Source organism: Marivirga arenosa, from assembly GCF_030503895.2.
Classification (GTDB): domain Bacteria; phylum Bacteroidota; class Bacteroidia; order Cytophagales; family Cyclobacteriaceae; genus Marivirga; species Marivirga arenosa.
The window spans coordinates 353,004-368,690 of the sequence record NZ_CP129970.2; the positions used below are offsets into that span (position 1 = coordinate 353,004).

Annotated in this window: 14 protein-coding genes; 5 read left to right on the plus strand and 9 right to left on the minus strand. The window is 33.4% G+C overall.

Going from position 1 to position 15,687, the window contains the following annotated elements:
* Positions 1-40: 40 nt before the first annotated feature.
* The 3 genes from QYS48_RS01495 to QYS48_RS01505 form a co-directional block, all read right to left on the minus strand.
* A complete protein-coding gene (locus tag QYS48_RS01495; RefSeq protein WP_302099642.1) occupies positions 41-280 on the minus strand; it encodes a hypothetical protein in 240 nt (79 codons plus the stop codon).
* A 44-nt stretch (positions 281-324) separates the two neighbouring features.
* On the minus strand, positions 325-3,060 hold the full coding sequence (gene leuS / locus QYS48_RS01500) for a leucine--tRNA ligase (RefSeq protein ID WP_308357234.1): 2,736 nt from the start codon (positions 3,058-3,060) through the stop codon (positions 325-327).
* Positions 3,061-3,224: 164 nt separating this feature from the next.
* Positions 3,225-3,404, minus strand: coding sequence for a hypothetical protein (locus QYS48_RS01505; RefSeq protein ID WP_302099641.1), 180 nt, complete (start codon positions 3,402-3,404; stop codon positions 3,225-3,227).
* Between the two features lie 121 nt (positions 3,405-3,525).
* Here QYS48_RS01505 and QYS48_RS01510 point away from each other — a divergent pair, with 121 nt between their 5' ends.
* Entirely contained in the window at positions 3,526-4,056 is a 531-nt protein-coding gene (locus QYS48_RS01510; protein ID WP_308357235.1) for a DUF4920 domain-containing protein, read from the plus strand.
* A gap of 50 nt (positions 4,057-4,106) precedes the next feature.
* Here QYS48_RS01510 and QYS48_RS01515 read toward each other — a convergent pair whose 3' ends face one another.
* Both QYS48_RS01515 and QYS48_RS01520 read right to left on the minus strand, forming a co-directional pair.
* Positions 4,107-4,478 carry a hypothetical protein gene (locus QYS48_RS01515; RefSeq protein WP_308357236.1) on the minus strand — a complete coding sequence of 124 codons (372 nt, stop codon included), beginning with the start codon at positions 4,476-4,478 and terminating at the stop codon, positions 4,107-4,109.
* Positions 4,475-6,898, minus strand: coding sequence for a penicillin acylase family protein (locus QYS48_RS01520; protein WP_308357237.1), 2,424 nt, complete (start codon positions 6,896-6,898; stop codon positions 4,475-4,477). Before QYS48_RS01520 ends, QYS48_RS01515 begins: the two co-directional genes overlap by 4 nt.
* A 250-nt stretch (positions 6,899-7,148) precedes the next feature.
* Here QYS48_RS01520 and QYS48_RS01525 point away from each other — a divergent pair, with 250 nt between their 5' ends.
* Together QYS48_RS01525 and QYS48_RS01530 are read left to right on the plus strand one after the other, a co-directional pair.
* Positions 7,149-9,266, plus strand: a complete 2,118-nt coding sequence (locus tag QYS48_RS01525) for a ComEC/Rec2 family competence protein (RefSeq protein WP_308357238.1) — start codon at positions 7,149-7,151, stop codon at positions 9,264-9,266.
* A gap of 3 nt (positions 9,267-9,269) precedes the next feature.
* The gene (locus tag QYS48_RS01530) at positions 9,270-10,043 is read left to right on the plus strand and encodes an enoyl-CoA hydratase-related protein (RefSeq protein WP_308357239.1); all 774 of its coding nucleotides are present in this window, start codon (positions 9,270-9,272) and stop codon (positions 10,041-10,043) included.
* A gap of 35 nt (positions 10,044-10,078) precedes the next feature.
* On the opposite strand, the gene QYS48_RS01535 is transcribed toward QYS48_RS01530, so the two are convergent.
* The 3 genes from QYS48_RS01535 to QYS48_RS01545 are packed head-to-tail and all read right to left on the minus strand — an operon-like array spanning position 10,079 to position 12,862.
* Positions 10,079-10,672: a hypothetical protein gene (locus tag QYS48_RS01535; protein WP_302127014.1), complete on the minus strand. Its 594-nt coding sequence runs from the start codon at positions 10,670-10,672 to the stop codon at positions 10,079-10,081.
* 2 nt (positions 10,673-10,674) lie between these two features.
* A complete protein-coding gene (locus QYS48_RS01540; protein WP_308357240.1) occupies positions 10,675-11,304 on the minus strand; it encodes a LysE family translocator in 630 nt (209 codons plus the stop codon).
* Position 11,305: 1 nt separating this feature from the next.
* Positions 11,306-12,862, minus strand: a complete 1,557-nt coding sequence (locus QYS48_RS01545) for a GH3 auxin-responsive promoter family protein (RefSeq protein WP_308357241.1) — start codon at positions 12,860-12,862, stop codon at positions 11,306-11,308.
* A gap of 173 nt (positions 12,863-13,035) precedes the next feature.
* Between QYS48_RS01545 and QYS48_RS01550 the strand changes: the two genes are divergently transcribed.
* Positions 13,036-13,704, plus strand: a complete 669-nt coding sequence (locus QYS48_RS01550) for a YggS family pyridoxal phosphate-dependent enzyme (RefSeq protein ID WP_308357242.1) — start codon at positions 13,036-13,038, stop codon at positions 13,702-13,704.
* A gap of 213 nt (positions 13,705-13,917) precedes the next feature.
* On the plus strand, positions 13,918-14,298 hold the full coding sequence (locus tag QYS48_RS01555; protein WP_308357243.1) for a DUF423 domain-containing protein: 381 nt from the start codon (positions 13,918-13,920) through the stop codon (positions 14,296-14,298).
* A gap of 17 nt (positions 14,299-14,315) precedes the next feature.
* Here QYS48_RS01555 and QYS48_RS01560 read toward each other — a convergent pair whose 3' ends face one another.
* The gene (locus QYS48_RS01560; RefSeq protein WP_308357244.1) at positions 14,316-15,653 is read right to left on the minus strand and encodes a toxin-antitoxin system YwqK family antitoxin; all 1,338 of its coding nucleotides are present in this window, start codon (positions 15,651-15,653) and stop codon (positions 14,316-14,318) included.
* Positions 15,654-15,687 lie beyond the last annotated feature (34 nt).

A 15,687-nucleotide genomic window follows, 5' to 3' on the forward strand; every position in this document is an offset into this window, starting at 1 on the left:
TATCTGAAATAATAATGTGAAGTATTATTTATTTTAATGGCTATTTAACTAATCCTTTTAAGTACAAATTAAATTCTAAAGCGGTTGTGCTTTGAAAATCATCGTGTTCCAAATCTTCCTTAATATGTTCATCAAATTCCATTTTAGTTTTCTCGATTTTACCTTCAGGATGAATAATTAATTCTAAACCCGTAAAATTGATAGGGTTTACCTGCACCAAAACGGTATAATCATCAAACACCCTTTTGTAATATTCATGAACAACTGCACTACTTTTCATATATCAGAAAATTAAAAGGTAGGCTAAAAACCTACCTATTTATTTTAAACTACTACGTTAACAATCTTTTTAGGAACGATAATCATTTTTTTGATAGGCTTCCCATCAATCCATTTTTGAACCTTAGGATTCTCAAGCACTGCCTTTTCAATTTCTTCTTTTGGAGTTTCTAAAGCGAAAGTCATATTGTCTCTATGCTTCCCATTAACTGAAACCGGATAAGTATGCTCATCTTCTTTTACAAAATCAGGATTAAATTGTGGCCAGCCCGCTTCAGAAACACTACCTTCATTCCCTAATAAATGCCATAATTCTTCACAAATATGTGGTGCATATGGTGCAATAATTCTAACCAAATCACTTAAAACTGCCCTATTATTTGATTTTAAATCAGTAAGCGTATTGACACATATCATGAAAGTAGAAACTGATGTATTAAAAGAGAAATTCTCAATATCATATTCCGCTTTCTGAATAGCTTGGTGTAATGCTTTTAATTCCTGTTTGCTAGGTTCAGCATTATTCACTTTGAAATTACCCTCTGCATCATGGAATAATCTCCAGAATTTCTTTAAGAATTTATGAGTTCCATCAATACCATTTGTATTCCAAGGCTTGAATTGCTCTAATGGTCCTAAGAACATTTCATACAAACGAAGAGTATCCGCTCCATACTTCTCAATCACATCATCCGGATTCACTACATTGTATTTGGATTTGGACATTTTCTCAACCTCAGCACCACAGATGTATTTACCATCTTCTAATATGAATTCCGCATTTTCATTTTCAGGTCTCCACTTCTTAAATGCTTCAATATCTAATACATCATTGTCTACAATATTCACATCAACATGAAGTGCTTGAGTTTTATATTGGTCTTTTAAGCCATGAGAAACAAATTTATTCTCGCCTTCAACTCTATATATAAAATTAGATCTCCCCTGGATCATTCCCTGATTAATCATTTTTTGGAAAGGTTCATCAACACTTAGGAAACCTAAATCATAAAGAAATTTAGTCCAGAAACGCGAGTATAATAAATGACCCGTAGCATGCTCAGAACCCCCAATATATAAGTCTACATTCTGCCAGTATTTTTGCTTATTTTCATCCACAAAGTGATCTTTGTTGTTAGCATCCATATAGCGGAACATGTACCAGCTCGAACCAGCCCAACCTGGCATAGTACTCTTTTCTAATTCAAAACCATCCTCAGTTTTCCAGTTATTGGCTCTTGCCAAAGGTGGCTCACCATCTTCAGTTGGTAAATATTTATCCACCTCAGGTAATTCTAAAGGCAATTGATCTTCTTCTAATAAATATGGAATTCCATTTTTGAAATATACTGGAACGGGCTCCCCCCAATAGCGCTGACGACTAAAAATAGCATCACGCATACGGTAATTTATTTTAGCATACCCAATACCTTTATCGCGCATATAATCGATAGCTTTCATTTGCGCATCTTTAATGCTTAAGCCCGTTAAGAAATCTGAATTGATTATTTTATCATGTTCATCAACTACCTCAACAATTGGAAGCTCAAAATGCTCTGCAAATGCTTTATCTCTATCATCATCAGATGGTACAGCCATCACTGCTCCAGTACCGTAACCAGCTAAAACATAATCTCCGATCCAAACTGGTATTTTTTCATTAGTGAAAGGATGAATAGCATAGGCCCCCGTAAAAGCACCGGAAACTCTTTTCACCTCCGTCATTCTCTCTCGCTCCGATCTGTTTTTAGCCACATTTACGTATTCTTCAACTTCTTTTCTCTGATCATCAGTTGTTATCTTTTCAACTAGATCATGTTCTGGTGCCAAAACCATGAAGGTGACACCGTAGATAGTATCTATTCTTGTGGTGAAAACTTCAATCTTTTCATCACTATCTTCTAACTGAAATGCTAATTGAGCCCCAACTGATTTACCAATCCAGTTTCTTTGCATTTCTTTAACGGGTTCCGGCCAATCTAAATCCTCAAGTCCTCGCAATAATCGGTCAGCAAAAGCAGAAATTCTCATGCTCCATTGCATCATCTTTTTACGCTCTACCGGATGTCCTCCTCTTTCACTAAATCCATCTTTAACCTCATCATTTGAAAGCACTGTACCTAAAGCCGGACACCAGTTCACCACTGCTTCTGAAAGATAGGCTATTCGGTATTTTAGTAATATCTCTTGTTTCTTTTCATCTGAAAAATTAAACCAATCTTCAGCAGAGAAACTTTCCACATCTTCGTCACAAGCAGCTTTTACTAACTGGTTCCCTGTTTTTTCAAAGTGCTCTTCAAGTACCAATATATGTCTAGCCTTATCATCCACTAAATCATACCAGCTATTGAAAAGCTGCATAAATATCCACTGAGTCCATTTATAGAAAGACGGGTCACTAGTTCTTACTTCTCTATCCCAATCGTATGCAAAACCTATATTTTTTAATTGCTCAATATATCGTATGATGTTTTGCTCAGTGGTAACAGCAGGATGTTGACCCGTTTGAATAGCATATTGTTCAGCAGGAAGTCCGAAAGAATCGAAGCCCATTGGATGTAATACATTGAAACCTTGCTGCTTTTTGTATCTGGCTACAATATCTGAAGCAATATAACCCAAAGGATGGCCAACATGTAAACCTGCTCCTGATGGGTAAGGAAACATATCCAAAGTATAATATTTAGGCTTAGAAAAGTCATCTGCTGCCTTAAATACTTTATTCTCTTCCCAGTAGGTTTGCCATTTTTTCTCGGTTTCTCTGAACTGATATTCTGACATAATTTGATTTATATTTTAATCTGATTGAAGAATCACAAAATTATTTAAGCTGCAAAATTACAGCTTTTGGATTGGGAAGGAATAAATTAAGTCAATCTTTTCAAAATCAAATAAAAAAAGGTGCTAAAAAGCACCTTTTCACATTAACCAACTAATCACTAAAACTAACTAAAAAACTTTTTTACTATGGGATTGGAATCAATTACATGTTCCTTTTTATCAAATTCTTTTTGAGCATGTCCAAAATTTGAATTGAATTTTGAACCTAGAAGGAAAATCAAAATACCTACAATAACTCCTAATGTTAATAGTAAATTTCTTCCGATCTTTTTACTCTTTTCCATTTTGCTCTCTTTTGATAATATTCATTACAATGATTATGCCAAAGACAAAAAAGTTGCATGCTTTTTAATCTTTTTTATTAACGCAATAAAAAGTACCTTCGTATTTTAAAATTAAAAACTTATGAAAAAATCACTTTTAGCTATTATTGTAGTTATTTACGGCCTGTACAGTTGTACTGAACAAAAGAAAAATGAAACAGAAGTCAATACAACTTCTGAAGAAATTGTTAACTCGGAAGAAGTTATTCAAAATTCAAATGAAGAAAGCTTTTTAGGAGAAGCCTTCAACACAGAAGACTTAACCTCTTTGAATAATTTAGTGAACCATATGAATGAAAGTGATTCATTAAATGCAACTGTTGAAATTACGGTTACTGAAGTTTGTCAAGCTAAAGGATGTTGGATGACTGCCAAATTACCAAATGGTGAATCCATGCGAATTACTTTCAAAGATTATGGTTTTTTCATGCCTAAGGATTTAGCAGGAAAAACTGTTAGAATGCATGGTGTAGCAAAAAGAGAAGAAACAGACGTAGCTACGTTAAAACACTTCGCTGAAGATGCTGGCAAATCAGAAGAGGAAATAGCCCAAATAACGGAAGCTAAATTAGATTATAAATTTGTAGCTTCAGGTGTGAATTTAATGCAGTAATATTCATTTTCGAATTACAAAATGAAAGCAGTTCAAATGAACTGCTTTTTTTATCTATACAACCCTCTGTCCTTTTTTCTCATAAAAATTCTCCTGAATCTAAAACCACTTAGAGTACTAAAACCGCCCACCAAAGCAGCTACAAGACCGGTAATCAAAACCATATAAATACCATCATTCAAAGTAAAAATCTCCGCGATTTTATTTGAAAGTATGCCACTCGATTCAGTATGAATTAAAAAAGATTGTACTAACCACAATAGTCCTAAACCTATAAAGCCACTAAAAAATGTGCTTAGATTTTTCCCTGCTACAATGGCACCGGCAAAAAATGCACAAACTGCTATTGACCACCATGGGAAATACATTAAAGAAAAATGTGATGCTACAATAATAATTATCGTTCTAATGATAAATTTCATTTCTCTTGAGGAGTTAAAGTTTGGGTAAAAATAATGTTATGTAAATCTGAAGCAATAGTGCTATTATCTAGTTCATAGTATTCACCATTGCTCCATTTTTCAATCAGATTGTCATAAAAAAAGCTACCAGGGTTTCCTGATTGGCCTCCAGGATATACTCCAAAAGCTTTTATTGGCTCTTCTAAAGAAACCACCATTCTCCAAGAAGGACCGTGTCTACCTGAGGTAGCATTTAAAATATGTCGATTACCCCCTATTTGTATACTATCAGTGCTAAAAGGTGCCAATCTAGCTAAATGCTGTACAGTCGTATTTTTAAAATTACTCCAGGTTAAATTAGCTTTTGATGAAGCTTTCCAGTTTTCAACTGAATCTACTGCAAATTGAAAGCTTTGAAGATATAAGGCATTTACATCTTCTTTTACATCAGTGCTTTTATTATCAATAAATGGATCATCAGCATGTTCTTTTAAGAGCTCTACCGTTACTGGTAATTCTGGTCTTCTTACAGTGGCTTCCAAACCATAAAATTCATCCCACAGATTTCTGTATAACTCATCCCACCAAATTTCAAAATAAGCGGGAGCCACTGCATCTTCATCAGCCATGAAATTCCAATTTGATAAGGCATCAAAAGCAGTCTTTTGGGGCTCGCTAAGACTCCCTCTATTTAGGCTATCCAACATAGTGGGTAATATCTCGGCTGCTAATAAAGAAAAGTTATCATTTTGCAGACGCTTCATGTCTTCAACTGTGATGTTTTGTAAAGTCTCCAATTTAGAATTTAACCTTCTATTTCTGTAATGCTCAAAGCCTCTATCATAATGATAATAAGGGTATGTACTATCTACTGGGATTTGATTAGCTGAGCTTAAAAACCCTTGCTCTGGGTTTTTCATAAATGCATTATGCGATCGAGGGATAAAACCTGCCCAATCCATATCTGCTCTTGATCCATCCATAATGAATTTCCCTTGCTCTTCCCATCTTAAAGGAAATTTACCATTAATCCAAAGTGCGATATCACCATGAACATCAGCGAAAGCAAAATTTTGTGCAGGACAATCATAATGAGTTAAGGCCTCAACATAATCATCATAATTTTTAGCTCTGTTTAACTTATGAAAAGTTAGCTGTTCATTTGATGGATCGTGTGCGGTCCACCTAAGTGCAAAGTTTGTTTTACTATTTCCAGGTCTGAAGGTTTCATCGTACACAATAGGACCATGATGAGTATAATAGATTGTGTCAATGTAGTTTTCAGCTCCTCTAATTTTAAATTCCTGAATTATCTTTTGAGTTTTTAGCCATTTTCCATTATAAAAATACTCTTTCTTTTCACTATCCTTAAAGGTAATATGATACCAATCTCTTACATCTCTTGTGGCATTGGTAACGCCCCACGAAACACTATCTGTAAACCCAATAATTACACCTAATGCACCTGGAAGAGTTGATCCAAAAACATTTACTGTTGGTGAATTCAAATGCATAACATACCAAATAGAAGGTAAATTTAAAGCCAAATGAGGGTCATTAGCCAACATTGGTTTTCCTGTAGAAGTTTTAGATCCACTCACTGTCCAATTGTTACTACCATTTTGAGGATCTGGCTGAGGAGCTTTATCATCAGGAAATACTAAAGGGAAATTTACTGAATCTGGTCTTTCAACGGATTTAGGTTCAAAATCCCAAACTTTGCTTTTTGGTATTACGGGATCAAAATCTTTGTATCGATCAGGAAATAGGAAATCAAATCGCTCCTTTCCTAACATTTTCAATAAGTAAGTATTTTCAGCATCGCTATCGCCACCAGCCAAATCATTCGCCATATATTTTAATAATAAACCTGATTTTAGCTTCGTCCATTTTTCAGGCTTATAGTCTAACAGTTTATATTCAACAGGTAAATCTTTATAGCTAAGGGAAGCAATATATTCATTAATACCCTTTGTGTAAGCATCTAATAAAGGGCCAATAATAGGATCTTCCTCCATCATTTTAACTGCTTTATTTGCTCCGTAAAGCAAACCATTTCTTCTTTGGTAGCGATCAAAATCCAATGCATCTTTCCCAATTATTTCTGAAATCCTTCCTCCTGCTGCATGCGTTTGAAATTCCATTTGCCAAAGCCGATTTTGAGCTGTTACAAAACCTTGTGCTGTATAAAGATCATGATCATTTTTAGCATAAATATGAGGCACCAAAATAGAATCATAATAAATGCTGACATCCTCCTTTAAACTTTCAATTGATGGAGATTCGTCAAATGGAATATTCGTATTTTCCGAATTAGCCCAGAACCCATTATAAGGATCCAGAAACTTTCCCATGGGTGGTACCTGCCCCCACTTATTGTTAAGGACTACTATTAAAACTAATGAAATAAGAAAAGAGAAAATAAATTTTATGAAATTCATAAGGTTTGAAGCTTAAAACAACATCCTAATGTATAAAAAATTGGATTTATAATGTAATGCTAACCTATAAATATTAAGGTATGCAATTAAAACTAATGTTGAAACATGAAAAAGTCAGGAATTAGCTAATATTTTCATGGAATAAGTCTATTGAAGTATTATCTGTTGAATACAATTAATGATTCATCTTCCATTTAAACTCATGTATCTTCTTATTTCCAAAATAAAAAAGTATTAATTACTTTAGTATATGAACCAAGCCTGGAATCGTTATGCTTTTGTGAGATTTGTAATTTTCATGACCTTAGGTATCATAGCAGGTGCATTTCTCCCCTATCTTATTACAGTAACCACTGTGATATTCCTTATCCTTTCACTTTTATATTATTTTTTATTTCTTAAAAGAGGCCTTAATTTTAATCACTCACAATCTATTGTAAATGCAATTATTGCATTTGCACTTTGTTTTACTTTTGGTTTTATAAACACCTATCAACAAGCAGAGAAGCACGAAAGAAACCATCTTTCAAAGATTGATACAAAAGAAATAAAAGCCTTCAAAGTTACGCTTATTAGCGCTGCTAAAGAAACTGACAAGACTTTTGGATATAAAAGCAAGCTAACTAAAGTAAAAATAGCGAATAGATGGATTGATATATCAGGCAAAGCTATGCTGTATTTTCAAAAGGACAGTAGTTCAAAAACTTTAGAATATGGCGACATCCTTATTGTAAAGTCCCCTTTATCTGAATTAGAAGGACCAAAAAATCCATCAGAATTTAATTATAAAAGATTTTTAAGCTTTCAGCAGGTCTTTCATCAACAATACATCCCAAGTTCGCATTGGATAAGAAAAACTGCTAATTCAGCTAATATAATAACCTCCTATTCCATCAAAACCGCTTCTATTCTTGAAAAAAAGATGACAGGATACATCACTAATCCTCAATCACTTGCAATTGCTAAAGCACTAAGTTTAGGCATTAAAGATGATCTTGATCAAGAGCTGAAAACTGCTTATGCAACAGCGGGAGCAATGCACGTTTTGGCCGTTAGTGGATTGCATGTTGGTATAATATATTTGATCATTTCATTCGCCTTAAAGAAATGGCGTAACCGAAAAGGCAAGAGGTTTTTGTTTGCTGCTATTAACATTCTAATCTTATGGGGCTATGCCTTTATAACTGGGCTCTCGCCCTCCGTTCAAAGGGCTGCTATGATGTTCACTTTTATCATTTTAGCGCAAGCCATGAAAAGGCAAACTAATATCTACAATACATTAGCCGCTTCTGCTTTTGCATTATTATGCATAAATCCATTTTTAATTTTTTCTGTAGGATTTCAATTAAGCTATTTAGCCGTTTTAGGAATTGTTTTCTTTCAACCAAAGATTTATAAACTCATGCAGTTTAAAAAAGCGATATGGGATAAAATTTGGGCTATTACTTGTGTATCCATTGCTGCTCAATTAGTGACCGCACCTCTTGGGTTATTGTATTTTCATCAATTCCCTACCTACTTTTTTTTGTCAAATTTAGTGGTAATACCAGCTTCTTTTATCATTCTAAATGGAACTATAATACTATTGGTTTTTTCATTTTGGGAACTTGCTGCTAAATGGATTGGCTTCTTTTTAGATCACTTTATTCAACTCATAAATTACCTTGTTTTCAGCTTAGATTACCTACCCCATAATACCATAGAAGGAGTCTATTTGTCGACTTTTGAAAGCTGGCTGATTTACGGTATTATATTATTACTAGCACTTTTCATAGCAGAAAAGAAATTGGCTTATTTTCAAACGATAGTAATTCCACTTATACTTTTGGTTGGCAGCATAACTTCAAGACAATATTATAATTTTACTGAGCAAAAAATTACGGTTTATGACACTTCGAAGGAACATGCGCTATCTGTTAAAAATGGATATAAACAATATTTAAAAATTGAAGAGGATCTAGTACAAAATAAAAACAAAATAAGATTTCATATTTACCCTAGCCAATTAAAAGCAGGATTAGTTGATTTCAATCCTGAAAAATTCAATAATGATAATCAAAGCAAAATCTTTAAGGATTTTAAAGGTGTAAAGTTCACTGTTTGGAATAACAAAGTTGTTTCTCATTGGTATGAACCTGTAGACAAAACAATAAGATTATCAAAACCTATTGAAGTTGACTTATTAATTGTGAGTAATAATGCGCCTAAATCAGTTGATCAGTTGTTAGAACTATTTAATGCAATGAAGATTGTGGTGGATGCTTCTAATAACTATTATAAGATTCAAAACTTTAAAACTAAATTTGAGGAAGAAAAGATAAACTATTATATCGTGCCAGAAAAAGGTGCTTTTGAATGGAAATTATAAACTATGGAATTTACGAAAATTGAAATTAAAGACAGAATAGGTTTTATCACATTAAACCGACCAGACAAAAGGAATGCACTTAGTTACGAATTTGTTGGAGAGTTGAAACAAGCCTTTTCGGAACTAAAAGAAAATGATGATGCAAAAGTAATTGTATTGCGAGCAGAAGGTAAAGCTTTTTGTGCCGGTGCAGATTTAGCCTACATTCAAGGACTGCAAAACAATACTTATGAGGAAAATTTGGAGGACTCCAACCATTTAAAAGAGCTTTTCTATCAAATATACACTTATCCAAAAGTTGTAATTGCTGAAATTCAAGGTCATGCATTAGCAGGAGGATGTGGTTTAGCAACCGTTTGTGATTTCTCCTACACTGTACCTCATGCGAAATTTGGTTATACAGAAGTTAAAATAGGTTTCATTCCAGCGATTGTAAAAGTATTTTTATTAAGAAAAATCGGAGAAGGTAAATCTAAAGAATTACTATTATCTGGAAGACTATATGAAGCAAATGATGCTAAAAATATGGGCTTAGTAAATGAGGTTGTGGAAGCCGATAAACTTTCAGAAACTGTTTATGATTTTGCACAAGAACTCATTCAAAACAATTCAGGTCAATCTATGGCTTATACCAAACAAATGATTGCAGAGGTGCAAGAAAAAGGACTTGAAGAAGGATTACAATATGCTGCTGAACAAAATGCTAAAGCTAGAGCTTCAGAAGACTGTAAAAAAGGAATTGCTGCATTCTTAAATAAAGAAACACCTACATGGTAAACAATAAATAAAGCTCTCATTAAAATGGGAGCTTTTTACAATCCCATTACTATTCCAATTTGGTTGTTTTGGAAATAAACATGCGATAAAAAGTCTGAAATTTGGCTGCTTTTATTGGTATGAATGGTATGCAAGATCAAATCAAAGGCGAATAGAAAACTACCTTGTAAAACTATTGATTTCCCATATCCTCTTAATCGCTCAGGCCGGCTCGTGGTATTTTTAGCTCTTTCTAACAAATAAAAGCCCCCTGCTATATAGGCTAAATCTAAACCCGCATTAAAAAGTAAAGTTTTTTGAAACGTAACTTGATCAGAAAGTAAATCAGAAGCATTTGATGGCATATCACCAGTAGCAGTAAAATAATATCCCGCACCCGCTATTCCTAAATTCACTAAATTCCACATTAAGTTCATCTCGTGGAAATAAGCATTTTGCCCAACCCCACTACTTCTTCCTATTGCTCCAGAAGCTATATTTACAAGGGCCCAACTTCCTAAGATTGCCATTCCTGTCTTTCTGATTTTCACATCATTTTGATAAGCCGAACTAATATCAAGATTTTGAGAAAAGGCATCAAAACTTACTAAAAAGAATACAATCGAGAGAGAAAACAAGAACTTACGCATATCTAAAAATTATAATGTTCTACGGCATGATAAAAGAGCCTAAATGAAAACAATATAAGTGCTACCCCTACTATTTTGTTTAAAACATTTAATCGCTTAGGCGTTACCCAGGTTCGGAGCCTATGAGAAAGAGCAACTTTTGAAAAATCTGTGATGATAAGAGTTCCTATAATTCCAGAGAAGAATACAATAACTTCAGTTTGAGTGTAACCATAGCTTTTAGTCACTAAAGTCATTACACCCAACCAGTATAACAAAACAAATGGATTGATCCCATTTAATATAAACCCTTTCGCAAATTGCTTAAAGAAATTTGTCCTTTGAGTATTCACTTCCTGACTTTCCAAATGAATAGTTTTCTTTCTCAAACTCAATATACCTGAAATAAGAATGATTAATCCTCCTAATACTCCCATCCAAAAGGACACAACATCATTATTTTGAAAAAGCCTAACTCCAAAATACATTAAAAAAATGTAAGAAGTATCTGCCACCGCTATACCAATAGCCATGTAAATACCTACCTTAAATCCCTTAATAATGCTATTTTGAATAAGCGCAAAAAAAACTGGCCCTAACATTACGGCCAGTAATAATCCAAATAAGATCCCCTTAGAAATTACTGCTAACATATTAATTTACTCCAATCTCACTTAAATAATTATTCCAATCTGATTGTTTTTCCCCTTTCAACACTCTTGGAAATTTATTTTGTCCACCCACTTTTCCTTTTAATTCCATAAATTCAATAAACACTTTATTAGGTAAAACTTTTACGTTGATATCTTTTAATGCAGCAATTCGCTCAACTTTATAATCATCATTTACTTCCTTAAGCTTTGCATCTAACTTTTCCTTCAATTCACCCTCATTAACATCCGGTGTATCGGTTCCAATATACCAATCGTGTCCAAAAAGGGAACCATGTTTTACACCCAAAACCGTAAACTCCTTCAAATCAAAATTCATTTCTTTGGCTACATCAAGAAGAGCATGATTCATATTATCTACCGACAAATGCTCACCGCAGAGACTTAAGAAATGCTTAGTTCTGCCTGTTATTATAATTTCTGAATCTGGCTTTGAAACAAATTTAATGGTATCTCCTATTAAATAACGCCACGCACCAGAACAAGTAGAAATTAACAAAGCATATTCAACATTTTCCTCTACCTCATCAATCATTAAAGTTTCTGGATGATCTACAATATTACCATCATCATCAAAATTCTCTTCTACAAAAGGAACAAATTCATAGAATATACCATTATTCAAAACCAATTTCATGCTATCTACACCTTGATTGGCTTGAAAAGCTATAAATCCCTCTGAGGCTAAATAAGTTTCTATATAATTGATTTCTCTACCTAGCAACTTCTTAAAACCAGTTTTATAAGGTTCAAATGCTACACCTCCGTGCACATAAATCTCAAAATTAGGCCAGATCTCATGTATGTTTTTCAGATTATAATGTTTGATTATCTTTTCAATCAAAATAGTAATCCAAGCGGGCACACCTGCTATGATAGTTATGTCCCAATCTTTAGCCTTCAAAGTCATTTGATCCAGCTTTTCTTCCCAATCTTTTTTCTTGGATATCTTTTTGCCTGGCTTATAAAATCGTTGAAACCAAAAGGGTAAATTTGAAGTTGTAATTCCACTTAAATCACCTTCCGCATAATTTCCATTATCCTGTAAATCAGTGCTTCCTCCTACCATTAGCGTTCCGCCTTCAAATACTGAAGAAGGCAAACCTTCATATCTGGACAAAGACAAAATTTGGCGAACACTCGTCTTCTGAATAGCTCTTACCATTTCAGATGATACCGGGATATGTTTTGAACTTGCACCTGAAGTACCTGAACTTAAAGCAAAATATTTAATGGTTCCTGGCCAGGTCACGTCCTTTTCTCCATCCAAACATTTATGCCACCAATTCTCAAACATCTTATTGTAATCATGAACTGGGACATGACTTTTAAAATCTTCGTAAAAAGATTTATGCTCATGTTTTTTTAATGATTTTAAAATATTTGAGAAGTCATATGCTTTGCCAAATTGTGTATTTCTAGCAGCAATTATCAATTTTCTGAATTCAGTTTTTTGCAATTCAAATGGAGGAGTATAATCCTGATCCAAACTCTCTCGAATTCGTATCCCTTGTTTAATGAGGTTGCCTAGCAGTGTCATTTATTATTAGGTTGATATCAAAAAGTTAATTAATCATTAATGCTAACGCTTAAACTTTTAACTTTGAAATTAATTATTAAAAAGTAGTTCTTTAAGCAAATATATAACATTAGATATACATAAAAATAACTTTATCATATGATAAGATAAAGTTTATCTTAAAAAATCAATATATGAGTATAGCGGAAAACTTACAAGAAATCAAATCAACACTTGGCGATTGTAAACTGATTGCGGTTAGTAAAACAAAACCAAAAGAAGATTTAATGGAAGCTTATGAAGCGGGTCAAAGAGCCTTAGGTGAAAATAAAGTACAGGAACTTTGTGACAAGGCAGAAGACTTGCCAAAAGATATTGAATGGCACATGATTGGCCATTTACAAAGAAACAAAGTAAAGTACATAGCACCTTTTGTGCATTTAATTCATTCTGTAGATAGCGTTCGTCTGTTAAAAGAAATAAATAAACAAGGCAAGAAGATTGATCGCGTTATACCCGTATTATTACAAATGCATATTGCGGAAGAGGAAAGTAAATTCGGTTTAGATGAAAAGGAGTTGGATGAATTACTATCCTCAGATGCATTTAAGGAAATGGAACATATAGAAGTAAAAGGCCTTATGGGTATGGCTACTTTCACTGATGATGAAGATAAAATTAGAAGAGAATTTAAAAGTCTAAAAAAGACATTTGATAAAATCTCCAAGCAGTATAATGATGATAAACTAAACCTACATGAACTTTCTATGGGGATGAGTGGTGATTATCAAATTGCAATTGAAGAAGGAAGCACTATGGTTAGAATTGGAAGTAAAATTTTTGGAAAGAGGAAAGCCCACTAATCCCCAAAGGAGGAGGTATTGCGGTATCAAATAATGAATAATTGTTGAGGAAGAAAGTTAAAAGGATGACAGCAATGAGGTCAGTACCACAGGTCAGACTGGCAGTGCTTAAATAGATATACAGGTGAAAAAAATGGTTTGATTCTTGATTTTTTTTTAACCTTAATACTCGCCACTTAAAACATATAACTTAAGACTAATAACTTAAAAAACATGACAAGCAAATTAATCATCATCATTGGAAGTATATCTGGAGCCATTTCTGTTATTTTGGGAGCATTTGGAGCTCATGCATTGAAAGATAGTTTAACAGCTTCAGGTAGGTTAGATACTTACGAAACGGCAGTAAAATATCAAATGTATCATAGCTTAGCCTTAATACTATTGGGTATGCTAATGCTTCAGTTTCAACATAAATTCCTGAATTATGCATCTTATTTATTCCTAATAGGGATGGTCATTTTCTCAGGAAGTTTATACTTATTGTGCGCAACTGGAATTACAAAGCTTGGTGCAATTACTCCCATAGGGGGACTATTTTTAATTGCAGCCTGGGTATTAATGGCAATTGGAGTTGGTAAAACTGCCTTATAATGAACTAATTAAAGAAACTAGTTTTCTTCTTCAGGAAACTTAGTTTCTTTTAACTGGTCATTAAAATAAACTTCAGTTTTTATTAATTCACCCTCTTTATTGAAGTATTTCCAATCTTCTATTTTTTTATTTCCCGCATACTTTCCGCTTAAAGCTACATTTCCATTATCATAATATTTGATGTATTCTCCATGTGCTTTACCAAATTTATAAATAGTGGTTTCTTTTTGCTCTCCATTTTCAAAATAAGAAATCTCTAAACCTGATTTTTTACCGACTTGATAATTCACCTCATACTTCAATCCACCATCATCATAATATTCTGCATACGCACCATGTAATCGGCCATTGCTATAATTTTCTACCTTAATTAATTCCCCTTCTTTATTGTAATACTTCCATTCACCAAAAGGCTCGTCAACCTTAAAATATTTTTCTGACTTTAATTCTCCATTATCCCAAAATTGCTCTACGTACTTTTGCTTTGCCTCATCAGAGTAAACCGATTTGGTGAGTAAGTTTCCTTCTAAATCATATTCTAAAAATTCACCACTTAAATTCCCGTTTTTATAATTTCTTTTGGCTTTAATTTCTCCACTAGGATAATAGGAAATATTTTCACCTTCTAATACTCCATTTTTGTATTGGCCTATTAGCAGTAGATTACCTTCTTTATCATAGTTTTTAAATTCACCTGACCTCACTCCACCTTTATTCTCAAAAACTGTTTCAAGCTGGCCGTTTGGATAGAAAGTTTTAAACGGTCCACTTAGCTTTCCATTTATATATTCTTCTTGAGTTTTCTTATTCCCATTAGGATAAAATCTTTCAGTTAAACCATTCGGTTCACCATTACTATATCTTATGCGTTGAGATAATGTACCATCTGGAAAATATTCTAATACTTCCCCTTCAGGTTTCCCATTTACAAAATCACTTTCACTTTTTAGATTCCCAGTTGCATAATAAATCTTCAATTTACCATTTAGAGTATCTTCTTCGAATTGTGCTTCCTGTAATACTTTTCCTTCTTCATTATAAACTATGGTTTTTCCATACCTATTCCCCTCCTTAAACTCAGTAGTTCTCATCAACTCGCCTGTAGGATAGAACATTTTGAAGATACCTTCTTCCTTACCATTATGAAATGAACCCTTTGCTAAAAGCTCACCACTTTCATAATACTTTTTATAATCACCCTCGATTTGGCTGCTATCATTATTAGCAATGAAATACACCTCCTTAGGCATACTTTCAGCGCTATCATAAAAATTAGTAATCTTCTGCAGTTCCTGAGCGCTTAGAATCTGTAAACCGATAAATAAGAAAGCAATATTAAGTAGTAATACCCTCATGAAAATTTCAATGGATTGAATGAAAAACAGCTTG